Consider the following 26,628-nt stretch of genomic DNA (forward strand, 5'->3'; position numbering starts at 1 on the left):
CGGCGTGCCGTGCGCGTACGCCCGCCCACACTCTCGGAGGTACCCCCCATGTCTCGTCGCGACGGCGACGTCCTTCCCCTGACAGCCGCCCAGCGCGAGATCTGGCTCGCCGAGCAGCGCTCCCGGACGCCCATCCCCGGCTACCGCGTCGGTGAGTGCGTGGAGATCCACGGGCCCGTCGATCCGGAGCTGTTCGAGAGGGCGTTGCACCGGGTGGTCGACGAGGTCGACGCTCTCCACGTCACCTTCGTGGACGAGGGCGACGGGCCGTGCCAGATCCTCCGCGCGACCTGGGACTGGGCGCCGGCGCACCTGGACCTCAGCGGGGAGCCCGTACCCCGGGAAGCAGCCGTGGAGTGGATGCGGCGGGACCTGATGCGCCCGCTGGACCTCGCGCGGGACCCGCTGTTCGGGCACGCTCTGGTCCGGCTGTCCGCGACCGAGTACCTGTGGTACCTGAACTACCACCACGTGGTGCTGGACGCGATCAGCAGCTCCATGGTCCGCCAGCGGGTCGGCGAGGTGTATTCCGCGCTGGTTGAGGGCGGTGCCGTGCCGCCCTGCCCCTTCGGCTCGCTACGGGACCTGGTCGACAGCGACGCCGCCTACCGTGCGTCCGACGACTTCACCGCCGACCGTGCCTACTGGACCGCGCGCTTCGCCGACCTTCCCGCGCCGACCCGACTCACCGCCGGCGCCGCGACCGACCCGCACCGCGCCCTGCGCCTGGCCGAGGAACGGGAGCTGCGGAGCCCGGACGCGCTGCGAGCGGCGGCGGGCAGGACCGGGGTCCGGTGGTCCCGCCTGGTGGTCGCGGCGGCTGCGCTCTACGCCCACCGGCTGAGCGGCGGGGAGGACGTGGTGCTCGCCCTCCCCGTCACCGCCCGGAGGGGCTCCGGGCGCGACCTGATGGCGGTGCCCGGCACGATGTCCAACGTGGTGCCGCTACGGCTGACCGTGCGGCCGGACATGCCCTGGCGCGAGCTCGTCGCCCAGGTGGCGCGGGAAGTCGAGTCGGCCGTCGCACACGAGCGCTACCGCAGCGAGGACCTGCTGCGCGACCTCGGCGCCCCCGGCAGCATCGGGACGGCGTTCCCGCTGATCGTCAACATCATGGCCTTCAACGCCAGGCCGACCTTCGCCGGGCACCCCGCCTCGGTGCACCACTTCGTGTCCGGGTCGACCACCGACCTCGCCGTCTGGGTGTTCGACTACCGGGACGGCAATCCTCCGCTCCTCCGGCTGCACGGCGCGCCGGAGGCGTACGGCGACGACGACCTCGCCGCGCACCAGGAAAGGCTGCTCAGCCTGCTCGACGCGGTCGCGGACTGCGACCCGGACGAGGCGGTGGGCCGGATCGACCTGCTCACGGCCGAGGACTGCCGCGAACTGGCCGAACTCGGCACCGGGCCGGTGGCGCCGGCCCCGGCCGCGAGCCTGCCGGAGCTGTTCCGGGAACACGTCCGGGCGACCCCGGACCTGACCGCGCTGGTGTGTGGCGAGGTCTCGCTGACGTACGCGGAGCTGGACACCCGGGCGAACCGGCTGGCGCACGCCCTGATCGCGAGGGGAGCGGGGCCGGAGCGTCTGGTGGCGGTGGCGCTGCCGCGCTCGGCCGAGCTGGTGGTGGCGATCCTGGCGGTGCTGAAGACCGGTGCGGCGTACGTCCCGGTCGACCCCGAGTACCCCGCCGAGCGGATCTCCTACCTGCTCGACGACGCCCGGCCGGCCCTGGTGGTGACCGACGCCCGCAGCGCGGGTCGGCTGCCCGGTTCCTTCGAGCGGCTGGTGCTCGACTCGCCGGAAGCTGCCGCCCTGATGGCCGGCCGCCCGGCGACCGACCCGACGGTGGCCGTCGACCCGCGCCACCCGGCGTACGTCATCTACACCTCCGGCTCCACCGGACGTCCCAAGGGCGTGGCAGCGACCCACGGCGGCCTGCTCAACCTGCTCGCCGACCTCAGGGAGGTCCACTTCCGACAGGCGCTCAAGGGGCAGCAGCGGCTTCGGGTGGCCCTGAGCACATCGGTGTCGTTCGACGCGTCGTGGAACCAACTGCTCGCCCTGTTCGCCGGCCACGAGCTGCACGTCCTGGACCACGCGACCTGGACCGACCCGGACGCCTTCGTCGACCATGCCGCACGCTGCGGGCTGGACTACGTCGAAGCCACCCCGTCCTACCTGCACCTCCTGGTCGAGCACGGGCTCCTTACCGGCCCGCGACGGCGTCCGGCGCTGGTCGCGGCGGGCGGCGAGGCCGTCCCGGAGCGGCTGTGGGGACAGCTGCGCGCGGCCGAGGGGGTGTCCTGCCTCAACCTCTACGGACCGTCCGAATGCACCGTCAACCCCGTGATCGCGTCCGTGGCATCGACCCCGCTGCCCGTCATCGGCCGGCCCGCCACCAACGTGCGGCTGTACGTGCTCGACGGCGCCCTGCGTCGACTGCCGGCCGGAACGCCGGGTGAGCTGTACATCGCGGGAGAGTGCCTCACCCGCGGCTACCTGAACCGGGCGGGCCTGACCGCCGGGCGCTTCGTGGCGGACCCGTTCGGGCCGCCCGGAGCGCGGATGTACCGCACCGGCGACCTGGTGCGCTGGGGCGCGGACGGGAACCTGGAGTTCCTCGGCCGGACCGACGACCAGGTCAAGATCCGCGGCTTCCGGGTGGAACCCGGCGAGATCGAGGCCGTCCTCGTCGAGCACCCGCAGGTCGCCCGGGCCGCCGTCGTGGTGCGCGCCGAGGAGGAGCCCCGGCTGGTCGCCTACGCCGTCCCCGAGCCCGGCGCCGCGGTGGCCGACACCGCGCTGCGCGAGCACCTGCGGGAACGGCTCCCCAAGCACATGGTGCCGGCCGACTTCGTTGTGCTGGACGCACTGCCGTTGACACCGAACGGCAAACTCGACCGGCGTGCCCTCCCGGCGCCCGACCGTCAGCCGACGGCGACCGGCCGCGCTCCGCGAACCGCGACCGAGCACCTGCTCGCCGGGTTGTTCGCTGAGGTGCTCGGTGTCCCGGAGGCCGGAGCGGACGATGACTTCTTCGACCTGGGCGGCCACTCGCTGCTGGCCACCCGGCTGGTCGCCCGGGCACGGTCCGTGTTGGGTGTGGAGCTGGGGCTGCGTGACCTGTTCGACGCGCCGACGGTGGCGGAACTGGCGGCGAGGGTGGACACCGCGGGCCGGGCCCGACCCGCACTCGCGGCGGGTGAGCGGCCAGGGACGGTCCCGCTGTCCTTCGCGCAGCGCCGGCTGTGGTTCCTGCACCGGATGGAGGGCCCCGGCGCCACGTACAACATCCCGCTGACTCTGAGGCTGTCCGGCGACCTCGACCAGCGGGCCCTGGAGGCCGCCCTGGCCGATGTGGTCGAACGGCACGAGAGCCTGCGCACCACCTTCCCCGTGGTCGACGGCGCGCCGTGCCAGCACGTGCTGGACCCCGACGCGGCCAGGCCGCGGCTGCGGATGACCGAGGTCGGCGAGCACGACCTGCCGGAGCGGCTGGCGGAGGCGGCACGGCACGGCTTCGAGCTCGCGGAGGAGCCGCCACTGCATGCCGAGCTGTACCGGCTCGGACCGGAGGAGCACGTCCTGCTGCTGGTGGTGCACCACATCGCCGGTGACGGCTGGTCGACGCGGCCGCTCTCGCAGGACCTGGCGGCGGCCTACGCGGCCCGTCGCGAGGGCGCGAAGCCCGAGTGGAGGCCGCTGCCCGTCCAGTACGCCGACTACGCCCTCTGGCAGCGGGCGCTGCTCGGCGACGGCACCGACCCGGGCAGCCTGCTGAGCGAGCAGCTGGCATACTGGCGCGAGCAACTGGCGGACCTGCCCGAGCAGATCGAGCTGCCCTTCGACCGGCCCCGGCCGGCGGCGATGTCCTACCGGGGCGCCCACCTGCCGGTGCGGATCGACGCCGAATTGCACCAGAGCCTGCGCGAACTGGCCCGCGACGGCGGCGCCAGCCTCTTCATGGTGCTCCAGGCCGGACTGGCCGCCCTGCTGGGCAAGCTCGGCGCCGGCACCGACGTCCCGATCGGCACCCCGATCGCGGGACGCACCGACGAGGCCCTGGACGACCTGGTCGGCTTCTTCGTCAACACCCTGGTGCTGCGCACCGACCTCTCCGGCGACCCCTCGTTCACCGACCTGCTGGCCCGGGTGCGCTCGGACGCGCTGGCCGCCTACGCGCACCAGGACGTTCCGTTCGAGCACCTGGTGGAAGCGCTGAACCCGACCCGGACCCTGGCGCACCACCCCCTGTTCCAGACGATGCTCGCCCTGCAGAACGCACCGCTCGGCACGTTCGACCTACCGGGGCTGCGGGTGGAGACCGGGCTGGTCCACACCGGGACGGCCAAGTGCGACCTGACCTTCATCCTGGGCGAAGAGCCCGGTGGGGGCGGTCTCTCGGGCGTGGTGGAATACAGCACGGACCTGTTCGACGAGGCCACTGTGGCCGGGATCGTCGACCGGTGGCTGCGGCTGCTGCGCGCCGTGGCCGCCGATCCCGGCCGGCGGATCGGCCGGGTGGACGTGCTCTCCGCCGAGGAACTCCGCGCGCTTCTCCCGGCCGGTCTGGCCGGCACCGAGGGGGAGCAGGACGCATCGGGCGTTGGCCTCACCGTACTCTTCGAGCGGCAGGTTCGGGCGAATCCGGCCGCCGTCGCCCTCACCGACGGTGAAGTCACCCTGAGCTACGGCGAGTTGAACGCACGTGCCAACCGGCTCGCGCACGCCCTGATCGACCGGGGGGTGGGACCGGAGCAACTGGTGGCGCTGGCCATCCCGCGCTCGGCGGAGCTGGTCGTGGCGGTGCTCGCCGTGCTGAAGGCGGGCGGCGCCTACCTCCCGGTGGACCCGCAGTACCCGGCCGCCCGGATCGGCTACCTGCTCCGGGACGGGCGGCCGGCGCTGCTGGTGACGACCGGCACGACCGGCACGACCGGCACGGCCGGCGAGCTGCCGGGAGCGGACGGCGTGGACGGCGTGGACCGGCTGCTGCTGGACACCGCCGACCTGGACGGACAGCCCGACACCGACCCGCAGGTCGCGGTCGACCCGGCTCACGCGGCGTACGTCATCCACACCTCCGGCTCCACCGGCGAGCCGAAGGGCGTCGTGGTCCCGCACCGGAACGTGGTGCGGCTGTTCCGGACCACGGAGGAACTGTTCGGGTTCACCGCCGAGGACGTCTGGACGCTCTTCCACTCCTACGCCTTCGACTTCTCGGTGTGGGAGCTGTGGGGCGCGCTGCTGCACGGCGGCCGGCTGGTCGTCGTGGACCACGAGACCAGCCGCTCGCCCGGCCGGTTCCTGGAACTCCTCGCCCGTGAGCGGGTGACCGTTCTGAACCAGACGCCCTCCGCCTTCTACCAGCTGATCCAGGCGGACGCCGAGGCTGCCGGGGCGGGCCGTGAACTCGCCCTGCGGACCGTGGTGTTCGGCGGCGAGGCCCTGGAGCACGCCCGACTGGCGGACTGGTACCGGCGGCACCCGGAGAACGCACCGCGGCTGGTCAACATGTACGGCATCACCGAGACCACCGTGCACGTCACCCACGCGGCGCTCGGCGCGTCCGGCACGACGGGCGGACAGATCGGCACGGCCCTGCCGGACCTGCGAACGTACGTGCTCGACGGCGGTCTGCGGCCGGTGGCTCCGGGCGTGCCCGGTGAGCTGTACGTCGCGGGCCCCGGGCTGGCGCGCGGCTACCTCAACCGGCCAGGCCTGACCGCTGGGCGGTTCGTGGCGGACCCCTTCGGGCCGGCCGGCTCCCGGATGTACCGCAGCGGCGACGTGGTGCGCCGTGACACGGCAGGCGGTCTGCGCTACGTCGGCCGGGCCGACCAGCAGGTGAAGGTGCGCGGCTTCCGGATCGAACTCGGCGAGATCGAGGCGGCGCTCGCCGCGCACCCGGCCGTCGCCCAGACAGCCGTCCTGGCTCGCCAGGACCGGGCCGACGACACCCGGCTGGTCGCGTACCTGGTGCCCGCCACCGGGCACGCACTCCGGCCGGACCCGCTTCGGGCGCACCTGCGCGAGCTGCTGCCGGAGCACATGGTGCCGGCCGCGTACGTGCCGCTGGACGCGCTGCCGCTGACCGCCAACGGCAAGCTCGACCGCCGTGCCCTGCCCGCCCCCGACCTCGCCCCGGCGGCTGCCACCCGTGCCCCCCGCACCCCGCAGGAGCAGGTCCTCTGCGAACTGTTCGCCGAGGTCCTGGGCGTGGCGTCGGCCGGTGTCGAGGACAGCTTCTTCGACCTGGGCGGGCACTCGCTGCTGGCCGCCCGCCTGGCCGCCCGGATCCGCGCCACGCTCGGTGTGGAGATGCCGCTGCGTACCCTGTTCGAGGCACCGACCCCGGCCGGCCTGGCGGCCGCCCTGGTGGCGGCCGGGCCGGCGCAGACCGCCCTGGCACGGCGTAAGCGCCCCGAGAGGGTCCCGCTGTCGTTCGCGCAGCGGCGGCTCTGGTTCCTGCACCAGTTGGAGGGCGCTGCTGCGAACTACCACATCTCCCTGGCGTGGCGGCTGTCCGGGGATCTGGACCGGCGGGCCCTGGAGGCCGCCGTGGCGGACGTGGTGGCCCGGCACGAGAGCCTGCGCACCGTCTTCCCCACGGTGGACGGGGTTCCGGACCAGCGGGTGCTGGACGCGGCGGCAGCTCGTCCGCAGTTGCTCGTGAGCCGGACCACCGAGGCCGAGCTGCCCGCCGCCATGGCGGCGGCGAAGGACCGCGGCTTCGACCTGGCGGTCGACGTGCCGCTACGGGTCGCTCTGTTCGAGCTGGCAGCGGACGAGCACGTGTTCCAGTTGGTGCTCCACCACATCGCGGGCGACGGCTGGTCGCTGGGGCCACTCGCGCAGGGCCTGACCGCTGCCTACGCGGCGCGCTGCCGCGGCGAGGCGCCCCAGTGGGAGGAGCTGCCGGTCCAGTACGCCGACTACACCCTCTGGCAGCACGACCTGCTCGGCGACGCCGCCGACCCGGACAGCCTGTTCGCGCGCCAGGCGGACTACTGGACCGGGCAGCTGGCCGGTCTGCCGGAGCGCATCCAGCTGCCCACCGACCGGCCCCGCCCGGTGGTCGCCTCGCACCGGGGCGGTTCCGTGCGCGCCGGGTTCGACGCTGACCTGCACCGAGGCCTGCGCGAACTCGCCCGCCAGCACGGCACCAGTCTGTTCATGGTGCTCCAGGCCGGGCTGGCGGCGCTGCTGAGCAAGCTCGGCGCGGGCGACGACATCCCGGTCGGCAGCCCGGTCGCCGGCCGGACCGACCAGGCACAGGACGAGCTGATCGGCTACTTCGTCAACACCCTGGTGTTCCGTACCGACACCTCGGGCGACCCGACCTTCGCCGAGCTGCTGGGACGGGTCCGGGACACCGCGCTGGCCGGGTACGCCCACCAGGACCTTCCGTTCGAGTACCTGGTCGAGGCGCTGAACCCGGTGCGCTCGCTGGCGCACCACCCGCTCTTCCAGGTCATGCTGGTGTTGCAGAACGCGCCCCGGGCCGACTTCGCACCGCCCGGACTGCGCGTCGAGGACGTGCCGTCGACCTCGACGACCGCCAAGCTCGACCTGATCTTCACCATGTCCGAGCGGCTCGGGGAGGACGGTTCCCCGGAGGGGATCGACGGGTCCGTCGAGTACACCGGCGACCTGTACGACCCCGCCACTGTCGAGACCATGATCGGTCGGTGGGAGCGGCTGCTCCGCGCCGCCGTCGCCGATCCGCGGCGCCGGCTCAGCCGGTTCGGCCTGCTCACCGCCGAGGAGCGCGCGGAGCTGACGGCGCTGGGCACCGGCCCGGCGGCCCAGGCCTTCACCGAGAGCTTGCCGGAGCTGTTCCGGGCCCAGGTGCGCGCGATTCCGCACGCCCTCGCGGTGGTGGGACCGGAAGCCTCGCTGACGTACGCGGAGTTGGACGCCCGGACGAATCGGCTGGCGAATGCGCTGATCGCGCGCGGAGCCGGGCCGGAGCGTCTGGTGGCGGTGGCGCTGCCGCGCTCGGCCGAGCTGGTGGTGGCGATCCTTGCGGTGCTGAAGACCGGCGCGGCGTACCTCCCGATCGATCCGGAGTACCCGGCTGCGCGGATCGGGTACATGTTCGACGACGCCCGACCGCTCCTGGTGGTGACCGACGCCCGGACCCGGGACCGCCTGCCGACGACCGGTTCCGCCGGGTGGCTTGTGGTCGACGATCCGGAGACCGCCGCCCTGGTTGCGGACTGCCGGGCGACGGACCCGGCGGTGGCGATCCACCCGGGCCATCCGGCGTACGTCATCTACACCTCAGGGTCCACCGGGCGGCCCAAGGGCGTGCTGTCCACGCACGGCGGTCTGTTGAACCTCTTCGCCAACCAGCGACTCCTGATGTACCCCCAGCAGACGAAGCACCGGCTGCGGGTGGGGCTGACCACGTCCGTGTCGTTCGACGCCTCCTGCGACCAGATGTCGTGCCTCTACGCGGGCCACGAGCTGCACGTTCTGGACGAGGCGACTTGGACCGACCCGGACGCTTACCTCGACCACGCCGCGCGGGTCGGACTGGATGCCGTCGGTGCCACTCCGTCGTACATGCAGGTCCTCGTGGCGCACGGACTGTTGGACCATCCGCAGTGGCGTCCGCTGCTGGTCGCGATGGGCGGGGAGAGCGTTCCCGAGCAGCTGTGGGAGCGCTTGCGGTCGGCCGACGGAGTGATCTCCCTGAACTACTACGGGCCGTCCGAGTGCACGGTGGACTCGGTCTTCGCATCGATGGAGTCGAGCCCGCACCAGGTGATCGGCCGACCGCTCGGGGGCGTCCGACTGCACGTGCTCGACGCCGCCCTGCAGCCGGTGGCCGCCGGTGTGCCGGGCGAGCTGTACATCGCCGGCGTCGGCCTGGCGCGCGGATACCTGAACCGGCCGGGGCTGACGGCGGGACGGTTCATCGCTGACCTGTTCGGGCCGGGGGGTTCGCGGATGTACCGCACCGGAGACCTGGTGCGCTGGAACCCGGACGGGAACCTGGAATTCCTCGGCCGCACCGACGACCAGGTCAAGCTCCGGGGATTCCGGATCGAACTCGGTGAGATCGAGGCGGCACTGGCGGAGCACTCGCAGGTCGTACGGGCCGCCGTGATCGTCCGGCAGGACCGGGCGGAGGACCCGCGCCTGGTCGCCTACGTGGTGCCCGTCACCGGGGCGGAGCTTCGGCCGGAGGACCTGCGGGCGCACCTGCGCGAGCGGCTGCCCGACTACATGGTGCCGACCGCGTACGTCGCCCTCGACGCCCTTCCGCTCAACACCAGCGGCAAGCTGGACCGACGCGCCCTGCCCGAGCCGGCCTCCACCGCTGCGCCTGCGGGCCGGGAACCGCACACCCCTGAGGAGCACGTGCTGGCCGGGCTGTTCGCCGAGGTGCTGGGCCTCTCCGAGGTCGGCGCCGACGACGACTTCTTCGACCTCGGTGGGCACTCCCTGCTGGCCACCCGGCTGGTCGCCCGGGCACGGTCGGTGCTGGGCGTGGAGCTGCCGCTGCACACCCTGTTCCGCAACCCGACGGTGGCCGGCCTGGCCGCCGGGCTGGGTGGCGCGGACCGGGCCCGGCTCGCCCTGGAGCCGGCGGAGCGGCCCGCGCTGGTGCCGCTGTCGTCCGCTCAGCGGCGGCTGTGGTTCCTGCGCCAGTTGGAGGGTGCCGAATCCGTCTACAACATGCCGCTCGCGTGGCGGCTCTCGGGACCGCTGGACCTGGCTGCCCTGGAGGCGGCGCTGGGCGACCTCGTCGACCGGCACGAAACCCTGCGGACGGTCTTCCCACCGGTCGACGGGGCGCCGTACCAGAGGGTGCTGGCCATCGGAGAGGCGCGCCCAGGACTGACGGTCACTCCGGCCGACGAGACGGCCTTGCCGGAACTCCTGACGGATGCCGCAGCGCGCGGATTCGACCTCGCGGCCGAACCGCCACTGCGTGCGGAGGTGTTCGCGCTCTCGGCGACCGAGCACGTGTTGCTCCTCGTGATGCACCACATCGCCGGTGACGGCTGGTCGCTGGCCCCGCTGGCCGCCGACCTAGCCACCGCGTACGCGGCACGCCGCCAGGGCGAGGAACCGCGGTGGGCGCCGCTGCCCGTGCAGTACGCCGACTACACCCTGTGGCACGACCGGCTTCTCGGCGATCCGGCCGACCAGGACAGCCTGTTCGCCCGCCAGACGGCCTACTGGACGCGGACGCTGGCGGACCTTCCCGAGCAGATCCGGCTCCCCGCCGACCGCCACCGCCCCGCCAACCCCTCCTATGCCGGCGGCCATCTCGCTATCGAAGTGGACGCGGAGCTGCACGCCGGGCTGGTGCGGCTGGGTCGGGAGCACGGCGCCAGCCCGTACATGGTGCTGCAGGCCGCCCTGGCCTCGCTGTTGGACAAGCTCGGCGCGGGCACGGACATCCCGGTCGGCAGCCTGATCGCCGGGCGGACCGACCATTCCCTGGACGACCTCGTCGGCTTCTTCGTCAACACCCTGGTGCTTCGCACGGACACCAGCGGCGACCCGACCTTCGCCGAGCTGTTGCAGCGGGTTCGGGAGAGCGCGCTCGGCGCGTACGCGCACCAGGACCTGCCGTTCGAACACGTCGTCGAGGCCCTCAACCCCTCCCGCTCGCTCGCCCGGCAGCCGCTGTTCCAGGTGCTGCTGGCGCTGCAGAACGTGCCCCGCACCGAGTTCGCGCTGGACGGTGTGACCGCCGAGATCGTTCTGGTCCGGACACCCACGGCGATGTTCGACCTCGGCTTCCACCTGCTGGAGCGCGGCGGTGCCGGCGGCCCGGCCGAGGGCATCGTCGGGCGGGTCGAGTACAGCACCGATCTGTTCAACCGGGCCACGGTGGAGGACCTGGTCGGCCGGTGGCTGCGGCTGCTGGCGGCGGTGGTCGCCGAGCCGAACCGGCCGCTGAGCCGGATCGACGTCCTCACCGCGGAAGAGCGGCGCGAGCTTCTGGTCGCCCGCAACGACACGGCCCGGCCGGTGCCCGCTGCCACGCTGCCCGCGCTGTTCGAGGCGCGGGTCCGGGCGACCCCCGAGGCCGAGGCCGTGGTGTTCGAGGACACCGTGGTGACCTACCGAGAGCTGAACCGCCGGGCCAACCGCCTGGCCCACGCGCTGATCGCGCGCGGTGTCGGGCCGGAGCAGGTCGTCGCCCTGCGGCTGCCGCGCTCGGCCGAGCTGGTGGTCGCCGTCCTCGCGGTGCTCAAGACCGGCGCGGCGTACCTGCCGGTCGACCCGGACTACCCGACCGCCCGCATCGCCTCCATGCTGGAGGACGCGCGGCCCGCCCTCGTGCTCGACGACCTCGCGGCCGTCACGCCGTCCGACGAGCAGCCGGTGCACGACCCGGCCGTCCCGGTGGACGCGCGGCACCCGGCCTACGTCATTTACACCTCCGGCTCCACCGGCCGCCCCAAGGCCGTGGTGATGCCCGCCGCCGGACTGCTCAACCTGCTGGAGTGGCACCACGGGGCCGTCGGCGGCGGACCCGGCACGCGCACCGCGCAGTTCACCGCGATCAGCTTCGACGTCTCGGTGCAGGAGGTGCTGTCCGCGCTGCTGTACGGAAAGACGCTGGTGGTGCCGACCGAGGAGCAGCGCCGCAGCGCCGAGCTGTTCGCCCACTGGCTGGACCGGCACCGGGTCGGCGAGCTCTTCGCGCCGAACCTGGTGGTGGAGGCGTTGGCCGAGGCCGCCGAGGAGGCCGGGCTGGACCTGCCGGCCCTCCGGCTGGTCGCCCAGGCCGGCGAGGCGATGCGCCTCGGCGCGGCGGTGCGCCGCTTCCAGGCGCGTGGGCCGGGCCGGGTGCTGCACAACCACTACGGGCCCGCCGAGACCCATGTGATCACCGCCTACCCGCTGCCGGTCGACCCCGCGGACTGCCCGGTGCCGGTGCCGATCGGTCGTCCGATCGCCAACTGCCAGGTGTACGTGCTGGATGCGGCGCTGCGACCGGTCGCGCCCGGGGTGCTGGGCGAGCTCTACCTGGCCGGTGAGGGGCTGGCCCGCGGCTACCTGAACCGGCCGGGACTGACCGCCGGCCGCTTCGTCGCCAACCCGTACGGTGCGGCGGGCGCTCGGATGTACCGCACCGGCGATCTCGTGCGCTGGCGAGCCGACGGCGAGCTGGAGTTCGCCGGCCGGGTCGACCACCAGGTGAAGGTCCGCGGGTTCCGGGTCGAGCCGGGCGAGATCGAGGCCGAACTGACCGCGCACCCGGGCGTCGCCCAGGTCGCGGTGCTCGCCCGCGAGGACCGGCTCGTCGCCTACGTCGTTCCCGTGGCCGGCTCCGGGGCGACCGCGGTGGAGCTGGCGGCGTACCTGCGCGGGCGCCTGCCGGAGTACCTGGTGCCGTCGGCGTTCGTGCTGCTGGAGGCGTTGCCGCTGACGCCGAACGGGAAGCTGGACCGGGCGGCGCTGCCCGCGCCCGAGGCCGCGACCATGGTGGTGGGCCGGGTGCCGCGCACGCCGCAGGAGCAGATCCTGTGCGAGCTGTTCGCCGAGGTGCTGGGCCGTCCGCGGGTCGGGGTCGACGAGGACTTCTTCGACCTCGGGGGGCACTCCCTGCTCGCCACCCGGCTGGTCTCGCGGGTCCGGGCCACCCTCGGGGTCGAGCTGGAGCTGCGCACCCTGTTCCGGGCCCTGACGCCCGCCGCGCTGGCGGCCGGGCTGCACGACGCCCGCACCGGGCGGCAGGCCCTGGTGCCCAGGCCCCGCCGCGAACCGATGCCGCTCTCGTTCGCCCAGCGCCGGCTCTGGTTCCTCCAGCAGTTCGGGGCGCCGAGCGCCACCTACCACATGCCGCTGGCCCTACGGTTGTCCGGCGACCTCGATCGGGCCGCGCTGAGCGCCGCGCTCGCGGACGTCGTGGCCCGGCACGAGACCCTGCGCACGGTCTTCCCGCACACCGCCGGAATCCCGTACCAGCGGGTGCTGGACGCCACCGAGGCCGCCGTCCCGCTGACAGTCCGCGCGGCCGGCGACGCCGAGGTGCCCGCCCTGCTGCGCGAGGCCGCGGTGCGCGGCTTCGACCTGACCTCGGAAGTACCGCTGCGGGCGGAGCTGCTGGCGGTCGCACCGGACGAGCACGTGCTGCTGCTGGTGATGCACCACATCGTCGGGGACGGCTGGTCGATGGGCCCGCTGGCCCGCGACCTGGCCACCGCCTACACCGCTCGGCAGGGCGGCGGTGCGCCCGCCTGGCCGCCGTTGCCGGTGACGTACGGCGACTACACGCTGTGGCAGCACGAGATCCTCGGCGACGAGCACGACGGGGACAGCCTGTTCGCCCGGCAGGTCGGCTACTGGAGCGAGCAGCTGGCCGGGTTGCCGGAGCAGCTGCGACTGCCGGTCGACCGGCCCCGCCCGGCCGCCATGTCGTACGGCGGCGACCTGCTGGAAGTCCGGATCGACGCCGAACTGCACGCGGCACTGGCGGCGTTGGCGCGTCGCTCGGGTGCGACCCTGTTCATGGTGCTTCAAGCGGCGCTCGCCGCGCTGTACACCCGGCTGGGTGCCGGAACGGACATCGCGATCGGTTCGCCGATCGCGGGCCGGACCGACGAGGCCCTGGACGAACTGGTCGGCTTCTTCATCAACACCCTGGTGCTGCGGACGGACACGAGCGGTGATCCGAGCTTCGTCGAGCTGTTGGGCCGGGTGCGGGAGACGGCGCTGTCGGCGTACGCGCACCAGGACGTGCCGTTCGAACACCTGGTGGAGGTGCTGAACCCGTCCCGGTCGCTGTCCCACCACCCGCTGTTCCAGACCGGGCTGGTCGTGCAGAACGCGCCGGGCGGTGACTTCGAGCTGCCGGGGCTCCGGGTCTCCGGGGTGACCGTGCCCACCGGGACCGCTCGGCTCGACCTGACCTTCGGGTTCGCGGAGGAGCACGGGCCCGACGGCGCGCCGGCCGGACTCAGCGGTGCGGTCGAGTACAGCACCGAGCTGTTCGACCGTTCGACGGTCGAGGCCCTGGTCGCCCGGTGGACCCGGCTGCTGGCCGCGGTCGCCGCCGCGCCCGACCAGCCGATCGGCGGGATCGACCTGCTGTCCGCCGAGGAGCGGCACGAGCTGCTGCCCGACGCCGAGGGTGGTACGGCCGGGGTGAGCCTGCCGGAGCTGTTCGCGGCGCGGGCGGCGGCGACGCCGGACGCGGTCGCGCTGGTGTGCGGCGGTGCGGAGTTGACGTACCGCGAGCTGAACGCCCGGGCGAACCGGTTCGCGCACTCGTTGATCGCGCGGGGTGTGGGGCCGGAGCAACTGGTGGCGGTGGCATTGCCGCGCTCGGTGGAGTCGGTGGTGGCGGTCCTCGGCGTGCTGAAGGCCGGGGCCGCGTACCTGCCGGTGGACCCGGCCTACCCGCCGGCGCGGATCGCCTTCATGTTGGAGGACGCCCGGCCGGTGCTGGTGGTCGACGATCCTGCGACGGTGACCGACGCGGACCGGCCGGACACGGATCCCGATCCGGTGCCCGACGTCCGGCACCCGGCCTACGTGATCTACACCTCGGGTTCGACCGGTCGCCCCAAGGGCGTCGTGGTCAGCCACTCCGGCGTTTCGGGCCTGGCGGCGGCACAGATCGAGCGGCTCGGCCTGGTGCCGGGCAGCAGGGTGCTGCAGGCCGCCTCGCCCAGCTTCGATGCCTCCTTCTGGGACCTGTGCAGCGCCCTGCTCAGCGGTGCTGCCCTCGTCCTGGCTCCAGCGGACGCCCCTCTGGACGCCCTGACGGACGGGCGGCTCGGCATCACCCACGTGACCCTGCCGCCCTCGGCCCTGGCGGCGGTGGACAGCGCCGGTGTCACGGCCGCCACCCTGGTGGTGGCGGGGGAGGCGTGCCCGTCAGAGCTGGTGGAGCGGTGGGCGCCGGGGCGGCGGATGATCAACGCGTACGGTCCGACCGAGACCACGGTGTGCGCGACCATGAGCGACCCGCTGTCCCCGGGCTCCGGAGTGCCGCCGATCGGCCGCGCGGTCGCGGGCTTCCGGGTGTACGTGCTGGACGAGGGCCTGCGCATCGTTCCTCCGGGGGTTGCGGGGGAGTTGTACGTGGCCGGTCCGGGTCTGGCCCGCGGGTACCTGAACCGTCCGGGCCTGACGGCGGGGCGGTTCCTGGCCTGCCCGTTCGGGCCTGAGGGCGCTCGGATGTACCGCACCGGCGACCTGGTGCGCCGACGCGGTGACGGTGAGCTGGAGTACCTCGGCCGCGCCGACCAGCAGGTGAAGGTCCGCGGCTTCCGGATCGAACCCGGTGAGATCGAGGCGGCGCTGGCCGAGCACCCCACCGTCGCCCAGGGCGCGGTTCTCACCCGGGACGACCGGCTCGTAGGCTACGTCACGGCCCGTCCGGACACGACCGTCCGCCCGGCGGAGCTGGCGGCGTACCTGCGCGGGCGCCTGCCGGAGTACCTGGTGCCGTCGGCGTTCGTGCTGCTGGAGGCGTTGCCGCTGACGCCGAACGGGAAGCTGGACCGGGCGGCGCTGCCCGCGCCCGAGGCCGCGGCCACGGAGACGGGCCGGGTGCCGCGCACGCCGCAGGAGCAGATCCTGTGCGAGCTGTTCGCCGAGGTGCTGGGCCGCCGGCGGGTCGGGGTCGACGAGGACTTCTTCGATCTCGGTGGACACTCCCTGCTCGCCACCCGGCTGGCCGCCAGGGTGCGCTCGGTGCTCGGCGTCGAGCTGGGATTGCGGGCCCTCTTCCAGTCGCCCACCGTGGCGGGTCTGGCCGGGGTGCTGGCATCGGGCGGCAGCGCCCGCCCGGCGCTGACCGCGCGGGAGCGGCCGGAGGCGGTGCCGCTGTCCTTCGCCCAGCGCCGGCTCTGGTTCCTGCACCGCATGGACGGCAGTGCGGCGACCTACCACATCCCGCTGGCGCTGCAACTGACCGGGACGCTCGACCGGGCGGCGCTGGACGAGGCGCTGGCCGATGTCGTGGCCCGGCACGAGAGCCTGCGGACGGTGTTCCCCGAGGTGGGCGGCGTGCCGTGCCAGCGGGTCCTGGACCCGGCGGAGGCCCGGCCCCGGGCCCGGCTCGTGGAGGTGCTGCGGACGGACCTGCACGAGCGGCTCGCCGAGTCCGCCCGGCGGCCCTTCGACCTAGCGGCGGAGACGCCGCTGCGGGCGGAGCTTTTCGCGGTCGCGCCGGACGAGCACGTGCTGTTGCTGGTGATGCACCACATCGCCGGTGACGGGTGGTCCACCGGCCCGCTGGCCCGCGACCTCGCCGAGGCGTACGCCGCCCGGAGCGAGGGAAGCGCGCCCAGCTGGTCGAACCTGACGGTACAGTACGCCGACTACACGCTCTGGCAGCGCGACCTGCTCGGCGACGCCACCGACCCGAAGAGCCGGTTCACCGAGCAGCTCGACTACTGGAAGCGGCAGCTGTCCGATCTTCCCGAGCTGCTCCAGCTGCCCGCCGACCGGCCGCGCCCGGCCGTCGCCGGCTGGTACGGTGACCACGTCGGCCTGGAACTCGGCCCCGAGCTGCACGCCGCCTTGGCCGAGTTGGCGCGGCGCACCGGCACCAGTCTGTTCATGGTGCTGCAGGCGGCGCTGGCGGCGTTGTACACCCGGCTGGGTGCCGGGACGGACATTCCGATCGGTTCGCCGATCGCGGGCCGGACCGACGAGGCGCTGGACGACCTGGTCGGGTTCTTCGTGAACACGCTGGTGCTGCGGACGGACACGAGCGGTGATCCGAGCTTCGTGGAGCTGTTGGGCCGGGTGCGGGAGACGGCGCTGTCGGCGTACGCGCATCAGGACGTGCCGTTCGAGCACTTGGTGGAGGTGCTGAACCCGTCCCGGTCGCTGTCCCACCACCCGCTCTTCCAGACCATCCTGGCCGTGCAGAACGCCCCGATGGGCCGGTTCTCGCTGCCGGGCCTGGAGGTCGCCACCTACGCGGTGGCCACCGGAACCGCCAAGTTCGACCTCGGGCTGAGCCTGGTCGAGCAGTTTGGCCCGGACGGCAGCCCGGCCGGGATCGTCGGCGCGGCGGAGTACGCCACCGACCTGTTCGACCGCTCGACGGTCGAGGCCATGGTCCGGCGTTGGACGCTCCTGCTGGAGGCCGTCACCGCCGACCCGGAGCAGCCGATCGGCGGCATCGACCTCCTCGACGCCGAGGAGCGGCACCGGCTGCTGGAACAAGGCAACGCGACCGCCCGCGAGGTGGGCGCCGTCCCGGTGCCGCAGGCCTTCGAGGGGCAGGTGGCGGCGACGCCGGACGCGGTTGCCCTCATCCGTGGCGATGTGGAATTGACGTACCGCCAGCTGAACGCGCGGGCGAACCGGTTCGCGCATGCGCTGATCGCCCGGGGCGTGGGGCCGGAGCAGTTGGTCGCGGTGGCGCTTCCGCGGTCGGTGGAAGCCGTGGTGGCCGTCCTGGGCGTGCTGAAGGCCGGGGCGGCGTACCTGCCGGTGGACCCGGCGTATCCGCGGTCGCGGATCGACCTCATGCTGGCGGACGCCCGTCCGGCGCTGATGATCGACGACCCGGCGGCGGTGAGCGAAGGAGACTGGCCGGACACCGATCCGAAGGTCACGCTCGACGTCCGGCACCCGGCCTATGTGATCTACACCTCGGGCTCCACCGGCCGCCCCAAGGGCGTCGTGGTCGCCCACGGCGGTGTGGCGAGCCTGGTGGCCGGGCAGATCGAGGGGTTCGCGATCGATCCCGACAGCCGGGTGCTCCAGTTCGCCTCGCCGAGCTTCGACGCCTCGGTGTCGGAGATCTACACCGCCCTGCTGCGCGGCGCGGCCCTGGTGCTGCCCCCGGCCGGGGATCCGGTCGCCGCGCTGACGGACCCGGACCTCGCGGTCACCCACGTGACCGTGCCGCCGTCCGTCATCGCAGCCCTGTCGGAGGGCTCGGTGGCGGTGCCGAAGCTGATCGTGGCGGGGGAGGCGTGCCCGCCGGAGCTGGTGGCCCGCTGGGCGCCCGGGCGCCGGATGGTCAACGCCTACGGTCCCACCGAGACCACGGTGTGCGCGACCATGAGCGACCCGCTCGCGCCCGGCTCGGGCGTGCCGCCGATCGGCCGGCCGATCGTCAACGCCCGGGTGTACGTGCTGGACGAGCGGCTGCGGCCGGTGCCGCCCGGCGTGCCGGGTGAGCTGTACGTCGCGGGCGCGGGCCTGGCCCGCGGCTACCTGAACCGGCCGGGCCTGACCGCCGGACGCTTCGTCGCCTGCCCGTTCGACCCCTCGGGCGCCCGGATGTACCGCACCGGCGACGTGGTCCGCTTCCGCGCCGACGGCCAGTTGGAGTACGTCGGCCGCGCGGACGACCAGGTGAAGGTGCGCGGCTTCCGGGTCGAGCCCGGTGAGGTCGAGGCGGCGCTCGCCGAGCACCCCGCCGTCGTCCGTGCCGCCGTCCTCGCCCAGGACGACCGGCTGATCGGCTACGTCGTCCCGCGCCAGGACATCGCCCGGGACGACGGCCTCGAAACCGACCACGTCGGCGAGTGGCGGGACATCTACGACGCCCTGCCCATCGCCCCCGGGGAAGCCGCCTTCGGCCATAACTTCGTGGGCTGGAACAGCAGTTACGACGGCGACCCGATCCCCGTCGAGCAGATGCGGGAGTGGCGCGACGCCACCGTCGACCGCATCCTGGCCCTGCGCCCCCGCCGGGTGCTGGAGGTCGGCGTCGGCACCGGCCTGCTGCTCTCGCAGATCGCGCCGCAGTGCGAGACGTACTGGGCGACCGACTTCTCCGCCACCGCGATCGACGCCCTGGCCGCCCAGGTGGCCGGGCAACGGGACCTGGCCGAGCGCGTGGTGCTGCAGACCCGCCCGGCGCACGACACCGACGGGCTCCCGGTCGGCGAGTTCGACACCATCGTCATCAACTCGGTGGTGCAGTACTTCCCGTCCGCCGACTACCTCGCGGACGTCATCGGGAAGCTGGCGCGGCTGCTCGCCCCCGGTGGCGCCCTGTTCGTCGGCGACGTCCGCAACCTGCGCCTGCTGCGCCCGCTGGCCACCGCCGTCCAACTGCACCGGACGGCCGACGCCGACCTCGCAACGGTGCGCCGGGCCGTGGAACAGGCCCTCCGCGTCGAGAAGGAGCTCCTGGTCGACCCGGACTTCTTCACCGCTCTGCGGGAGCAGGGCACCGAGATCGGCGCGGTGGCGGTGGAGGTCAAGAACGGCCGCCACCACAACGAGCTGTCCCGCTACCGCTACGACGTGACGCTGCACAAGGCTCCGGTCGCCCCGGCCGCTCCGGAGCGCGCCGTCGAGTTGGAGTGGGGACGGCAGGTCGCCGGGTCGGCCGAGCTGCGCGAGCTGCTCGCCCGGACGGCCGCCGAGGTGCTGCGGATCACCGGGGTGCCGAACCGGCGCGTGGCGCGGGAGGCAGCCCTGGCCCGGGCGGTGCAGGACGACGACGGCTCGCTCGCCGAGCTGCTGGAGCGGCTGCACGCCCCGGAGGTCGGCGACCTCCCCGACCCGGAGGACTTCCACGCCCTTGGCGCGGAACTCGGCCGCTCGGTGGTCATCACCTGGTCGGCGACCGCGGCCGAGGCCATTGACGTCGTCTTCATCGACCCGTCGGCGCTCTGCGGCGCTCCGGTCGAGGCGTACCGGCCGGCCGGAACCCCCCGCAGGCCGCTGTCCTCGCTGACCAACCGTCCGACCGGCAGTCGGGGCACCGGGGCCCTCCTCGGTGAACTCCGCGACTGGCTACGCCACCGGCTGCCCGACTACCTCGTCCCCTCGGCGTTCGTGGCGCTGGAGGCGCTGCCGCTGACGGCCAACGGCAAGCTCGACCGTCGTGCTCTGCCCGCCCCCGACCTCGGCCCGCTCGCGGTGGGGCGGGCGCCGCGCACCCCTCAGGAGCAGCTCCTCGCCGAGCTGTTCGCCGAGGTGCTGGGCCTGGCGCAGGTCGGTGTCGACGACAGTTTCTTCGATCTGGGCGGGCACTCCCTGCTGGCGACCCGCCTGGCCTCCCGGGCCCGGGCGGCCCTCGGCGCGGAGCTGGAGGTCAGGACGCTGTTCGAGGCCCCGACCGTGGCTGCCCTGGCGGCCCGCCTGGACGGCTCCGGAGCGGCGCGTCCCGCGCTGACGGCCCGGGCCCGGCCCGAACAGGTGCCGCTGTCCTTCGCCCAGCGCCGACTGTGGTTCCTGCACCGGATGGAAGGGCCCAGCGCCACCTACAACATGCCGCTTGCCCTGAGCCTGACCGGTCGGCTCGACCGCTCGGCCCTGCACGCCGCGCTCGCGGACGTGGTGGCCCGGCACGAGAGCCTGCGGACGGTCTTCCGAGAGACCGACGGCGTGCCGTACCAGGTCGTGCTGAGCCCCTCGGAGGCGTACCCGGCGCTGCCGGTGATCGAGTCGGACGAGAACGAGCTGACCGAGCGGCTGGCGGAGACGGCCCAGCGCGGCTTCGACCTGGCGGTGGAACCGCCGGTCCGGGCGGAGCTGTACGCGCTCGCCCCAGGCCGGCACGCGCTGCTGGTCGTGGTGCACCACATCGCCGCCGACGGCTGGTCGATGGGCCCGCTCTCCGGCGACCTGGCCGCAGCCTACGCGGCCCGCTGCCAGGGCGAGGCCCCGCAGTGGTCCCCGCTGCCGGTACAGTACGCCGACTACACGCTTTGGCAGCGCGAGCTGCTCGGCGACTCCGCCGACCCGGACAGCCTGTTCGCCCGGCAACTGAACTATTGGAAGGAGGAGTTGGCAGGGCTCCCGCAGCAGCTGCAACTGCCGGCCGACCGGCCCCGGCCGCCGGTGGCCTCCCAGCGCGGCGACCGGGTCGAGATCCGGCTGGACGCCGACCTGCACCAGGCCCTCCGGGACCTGGCCGCCGCTCGCGGGGCCAGCATGTTCATGGTGCTCCAGGCCGGTCTCGCCGCGCTGCTCACCCGGCTCGGAGCCGGCACGGACATCCCGATCGGCAGCCCGATCGCCGGGCGCACCGACCAGGCCCTCGACGAACTCGTCGGTTTCTTCGTCAACACCCTGGTGCTGCGCACCGACACCGGCGGGAACCCCGGATTCGCCGAACTGCTCGGCCGGGTACGGCAGAAGGCGCTCTCCGCGTACGACCACCAGGACGTGCCGTTCGAGTACCTGGTCGAGGTGGTCAACCCGGCGCGGTCGCTGGCCCACCACCCGCTGTTCCAGGTCATGCTGGCCCTACAGAACGCGCCGGTGGGCGAGTTCGCGCTGGCCGGCCTGGAGACCGGCCACCTGGCGGCGCCGACCGGCACGTCCAGGGTCGACCTGACCTTCAGCCTGGCCGAGCAGTTCCGTCCGGACGGCACCCCGGACGGCCTGGTCGGCGCCGTGGAGTACGCCACCGACCTGTTCGACGCGCCGACCGTGGAGCTGCTGTCCGAACGCTGGGCCCGTCTGTTGCGCGCGGCGGTCGCCGACCCCGACCGGCCGATCAGCCGGATCGACCTGATGTCCGCCGCGGAACGCCACCGGCTGTTGTCCGAGTTCAACGACACGGCGGCCGAGCTGCCCCGGGCCGCGGTGCCTGAGCTCTTCGCGCGCCAGGTGCGGGCCTTGCCGGACGCGGTGGCCGTCGTGGCGGGCGGAAGCGAACTGACCTACCGGGAGCTCGACCTGCGTTCCAACCGGCTCGCCCGGGCCCTGGTCCGCCAGGGCGTACGGCCGGAGACACCGGTCGCGGTGCTGCTGGAGCGTTCGGCCGAACTGGTCGTGGCGATCCTGGCGATCATCAAGGCGGGCGGAGCCTACGTACCGCTCGACTCGCGCTTCCCGTCCTCCCGGATCGACCTGATCCTGCGCGAGAGCGGGGCCGCCCTGATCCTCACGCGGGAGGTACTGACCGCCCTGACGCAGTCCGAGCCCGATTCGTCTGCCGTCGAAGTCCCCTGTGATCCGCGGCAATTGGCGTACATCATGTACACCTCTGGCTCGACCGGGCGGCCGAAGGGCGTGGCCGTCACCCACCGTGATGTGGTGGGGCACGCGCTCACCCCCGAATGGCGCGGCGGTGGACACGAGCGGGTACTGATGCACTCCCCGACGGCCTTCGACCTCTCCACCTACGAGCTTTGGGTCCCGTTGCTGGGCGGCGGCCGCATCGTGGTCGCGCCGCCCGAACAGCTCGACCTCGACCTGCTGCAGCACACTGTCACCACCCACGGGGTGACCGGACTGTGGCTGACCGCCGGACTGTTCCGGCTGGTCGCCGAGGAGCGCCCGGGCCTGCTCGCCGGGGTGCGCGAGGTGTGGACCGGCGGCGACGTGGTCTCCCCGGCCGCCGCCGCCCGGGTGCTGGCGGCATGCCCCGGCATCGAGGTGGTCAACGGCTACGGGCCGACCGAGGCCACCACCCTGGCCACCTGTCACCCGGTGCGCACCCTCTCCGCAAACGCCGCGTCGGTGCCGATCGGCGGGCCGATGGCGAACATGCGCGCCTACGTCCTCGACGACCACCTGCGCCCGGTGCCCACGGGCCTGGTCGGTGAGCTGTACCTCGCGGGGACGGGCGTGGCCCGCGGCTACCAGGGCCGCCCCGGCCTGACGGCGGAGCGCTTCACCGCCGACCCGTACGGGCCGTCCGGGAGCCGGATGTACCGCACCGGCGACCTGGCGTGGTGGCGGCCCGACGGCGCACTGGAATTCGCCGGACGCGCCGACCACCAGGTCAAGCTTCGCGGCCTGCGGATCGAGCCCGGAGAGATCGAAGCGGTCCTGGCGGGCTGCCCGGGCGTCGCCCAGGCAGCCGTGGTGGCCCGCGAGGACCGGCCGGGCGACAAGCGGCTGGTCGCCTACCTGGTGCCCACCTCCGAGGGGGCGCCCGAGCCGGGCGAGCTGTCCGGCCGACTGCGCCGCGAACTGCCCGACTACATGGTGCCGGCGGCCTTCGTCACCCTGGACGCGCTGCCACTGACCGCCAACGGCAAGCTGGACCGGGCCGCCCTGCCCGCCCCCGAGTACGGCGCGACGGGCGCCGGGCGCGGCCCCCGGACACCGCAGGAGCAGCTGCTGTGCGGCCTGTTCGCCGAGGTCCTCGGCCGGGAGCAGGTGAGCATCGACGACGGCTTCTTCGACCTCGGCGGCCACTCGCTGCTGGCCGCCCGCCTGGCCTCCCGGGTTCGCGAGACCCTCGGCCTGGAGCTGGGCCTGCGGATGCTGTTCGAGGCACCGACCGTGGCCGGGCTCACCGAACGCCTGGTCATGGACAACCCCGACGACGCGCTGGACGTGGTGCTGCCGCTGCGTTCGACCGGGACCGGCACGCCGCTGTTCTGCATCCATCCCGGTGGTGGCATCAGCTGGTCGTACAGCGGTTTGCTGAACCACATCCCACCCCGGCACCCGGTCTACGCGATTCAGGCACGCGGCCTCGGCCGCCCCGAGCCGCTGCCGACCTCCTACGAGGAGATGGCGGCCGACTACGCCGACCAGGTCCAGAAGATCCAGCCGGAGGGCCCGTACCTGCTGCTCGGCTGGTCCGCAGGCGGGCTGATCGCCCACGCGCTCGCCTGTGAGCTCCAGTCCCGCGGTGAGCCGACCGCGCTGCTGGCGGTCCTCGACGCCTACCCGGTGAAGGACGTGAAGTTCGAGGTCGCTCCGGTGCCCACCGTGCGGGACGTGCTCGTCGGAGTGCTCGACGTCGACCCGGACGAGCTGGGCGACCGGGAGATCACCTACGCCGAGGTCGCCGAGGTCCTGAACCGGCGGGGCAGCGCGCTGCAGGGCCTGTCCGAGCGGCAGGTGGAGGTCATCGTCGACATCATGATCAACAATGCCAAGCTAGCGGTCGACTTCGTCCCCGGCAGGTACGACGGGGACCTGCTGCTCTTCAACTCCACGATCGACCGGGCCGAGGACAACGCCGGGTCGGAGACCTGGCGCCCGTACGTCACCGGCCGGATCGAATCCCACGAGATCACCACCCGGCACGACCGGATGACCCAGGCCGGCTCGCTGGCCCAGATCGGACCGATCGTCGCCGCCAGGATCGCCGGGGCGACCGGCGACACCTACAGCACCATCCGTTCCCACCAGGAGGACTGACCGATGACCAACCCCTTCGACGACCAGGACGGCACCTTCCTCGTGCTCGTCAACGGCGAGAACCAGCACTCGCTCTGGCCGCAGTTCGCGGATGTCCCCGACGGCTGGACCGTCGTCCACGGACCCGACACCAACGCCGCCTGCCTGGCGTACGTCGAGCGGTCCTGGACCGACATGCGGCCCAAGAGCCTCGCCGACGCCATGGACGCCCAGCGGTAGTCGACGTGACCTCCATCGGCACCGGGGACGGGGCCCGCGGCACCGCGGGCCTCGCCCCGCCCCACGACCTCGCCGCGGACCTGTTCACCCCCGAGGCCCGGCGGGACCCGTACCCCTTCTACGCCCGCATGCGGCGCGAGAGTCCCGTCCACCGCAGCGCCCAGGGCATCTGGTACCTCACCCGGTACACCGACGTGGAGACGGCGCTGGGCGACCTGCGACTGTCCAACGACCGGGACCGGATGACCCGCGCCTACGAAGCGCTCGGCGGTGACCTGAAGGCCTTCAGCCGGCTCACCGACCGGCTCGGCCGGGTGATGACCAACACCGACCCGCCGGACCACGCCCGGCTGCGCAAACTCGCCAACCGGGCCTTCACCGCCCGGCGCGTCGAAGCCCTGCGCGACGGCGTCCAGCGCATCGTCGACCGGCTGATCGACCAAGCCGTCGAGGCCGGACCGACCACGGACCTGATCGAGGCGGTCGCCGCCCCGATGCCGATGTCCGTCACCTGTGAGCTCTTCGGCATCCCGCCGGAGGACCGCCCGCAGGTCGAAGTGTGGTTCCGCCGCTTCGGCCGGCTGGGCGAGGACATCGACAAGTCCGAGGAGGCGATCGAGCAGTACGAGGAATACCTCGCCGGACTCGTCCGCCGCAGGCGGGCCCACCCGGGCGACGACCTGATCAGCGCCCTGGTCGCCACCCAGGCGCAGGACGACCGGCTCAGCGACTCGGAACTGCTGTCCACCTGCTTTGTCCTGATCACCGCAGGTGGCGAGACCACCACCCACCTGATCGGCAACGGCACGCTCGCCCTGTTGCGCCACCCGGACCAGCTCGCCCGGCTGCGCGCGGACCCGGGACTGATCCGCGCCGCGGTCGAGGAACTCGCCCGATACGACACGGTGACCCAAGCGATCGTGCGGGTCGTCGCCGAGGACCTGGAGATCGGCGGACAGCTCCTGCGGGAGGGGGAGTTGGCGTACCTGTTCCTCGGCGCGACCAACCGCGACCCCGAGCGTTTCGAGGACCCGGATCGCCTCGACCTGACCCGCCCCGGCAACCGGCACCTGGGCTTCGGCCACGGCCCGCACTTCTGCCTCGGCGGGCCGCTGGCCAAGCTCCAGGCCGAGGTGGCGATCGGCACCCTGGTGCGCCGCCTCCCGGCCCTGCGGCTGGCCGACGGGTCGACGCTCGACTGGCGGCCCAACCCGCTGCAACGCCGGCTCAGCGCCCTCCCGATCACCTACTGACACCCGAACGACGACGAAGGAGCACCGACCATGGCCCGAGAGTTCGAGGTCCGCCGGGAACAGGACCTACCCGCCACGCCCGAGCAGGTCTGGGCCGCGGTCGCCACCGGCGCCGGCAACCTGGGCTGGCTGTATCCCATGGAAGTCGAACCGCGGGTCGGTGGGAAGGCCAGCCGGGCCGACAGCACGGTCGTGGCCTGGGAGCCGCCGAGCCACTTCGCCGTCCGGGCGACCGTCGGCGACGAGTTCTCCAACACGCTCAGCTACCGGATCGCGCCTGCGGACGGCGGAACGAGCCACCTGCGGATGGGGATCCACTGGGTGCACCAGGGCGTCTGGGACGAGGTCTGGGACAGGAAGTCGGACGCCGCCGAGAAGCACGTCGACTTCTACCAGCACGGCCTCGCCGAGTACCTGCGGCACTTCGCCGGCCGCCCCGCCGTCTACGTCAGGGCCCAGCGCCCCGAACCCACCTCGGACCCGGCCGACTTCGCCGCTCTGCGCCGCCGCCTCGGCCTCGCCGACGACGCGTCCGTCGGCGACCGCGTTCCACTCCTCGTCCCCGGTGCGGACACGGGCCCGGAGGAGGTGGTCGTCGACTGGCTCAGCCCCGACTTCGTCGGCCTGCGCGGCCCGGACGCCCTGTACCGCTTCTTCAACGGCAGTACCTGGAACGTACCGATCTGGCTCGGCCACCACCTGTTTGCCAAGGACGCCGACGAGCAGCGGGCCACCGCAGCGTGGACCGCCTGGCTCAATGACACCCAGTCCCAGGACGTTTGATGGAAACCTCCACCAGGACACTGCTCTTCGCCGCCGAACTCGTCGAGGAGAACGGCACCTACACCCTCCTCGTCGAGGACGTGCAACGGGGCGGCGTCCAGACCACCCCGGTCCCCAAGGCGATGGTCGACAAGCTCCCCACCTTTCTCTCGGCCCTCGCCGCCAAGCTCGACCCGCCGCCACGCCGCCGCTGGTAGACCTCCCCCTTCCACGAGGCCGGTGCCGTCCGGAGGGACGGCACCGGCCGCCGTTCCCTCGACCACGGGCGCGTTCGCCAGCTGAGACGCGCGGGCGCAGCCGGCCGCTACCCCAGGCTGGGGGCCTGGCTCAACCATCAGAAGGCCCG

General features: G+C 73.4%; 5 protein-coding genes. All 5 read left to right on the forward strand.

What is annotated here, in order from left to right; all coding sequences use genetic code 11:
- Nucleotides 1-48: 48 nt before the first annotated feature.
- From HS99_RS01990 to HS99_RS02010, 5 genes are read left to right on the forward strand one after another with little or no spacing between them, the layout of a single operon-like run.
- Nucleotides 49-24,027: a non-ribosomal peptide synthase/polyketide synthase gene (locus HS99_RS01990; RefSeq protein ID WP_050367038.1), complete on the forward strand. Its 23,979-nt coding sequence runs from the start codon at nt 49-51 to the stop codon at nt 24,025-24,027.
- Between the two features lie 3 nt (nt 24,028-24,030).
- Nucleotides 24,031-24,246: an MbtH family protein gene (locus tag HS99_RS01995; RefSeq protein ID WP_030556262.1), complete on the forward strand. Its 216-nt coding sequence runs from the start codon at nt 24,031-24,033 to the stop codon at nt 24,244-24,246.
- A gap of 5 nt (nt 24,247-24,251) precedes the next feature.
- A complete protein-coding gene (locus HS99_RS02000; RefSeq protein WP_030285856.1) occupies nt 24,252-25,499 on the forward strand; it encodes a cytochrome P450 in 1,248 nt (415 codons plus the stop codon).
- 30 nt (nt 25,500-25,529) lie between these two features.
- Entirely contained in the window at nt 25,530-26,282 is a 753-nt protein-coding gene (locus HS99_RS02005) for an SRPBCC family protein (RefSeq protein WP_030285854.1), read from the forward strand.
- Complete coding sequence (locus tag HS99_RS02010; protein WP_030285852.1) at nt 26,282-26,479, forward strand: hypothetical protein; 198 nt, start codon at nt 26,282-26,284, stop codon at nt 26,477-26,479. Before HS99_RS02005 ends, HS99_RS02010 begins: the two co-directional genes overlap by 1 nt.
- The last annotated feature ends 149 nt before the right edge of the window (nt 26,480-26,628 follow it).

It is taken from the genome of Kitasatospora aureofaciens (assembly GCF_001188955.3).
GTDB classification, from domain to species: domain Bacteria; phylum Actinomycetota; class Actinomycetes; order Streptomycetales; family Streptomycetaceae; genus Kitasatospora; species Kitasatospora aureofaciens.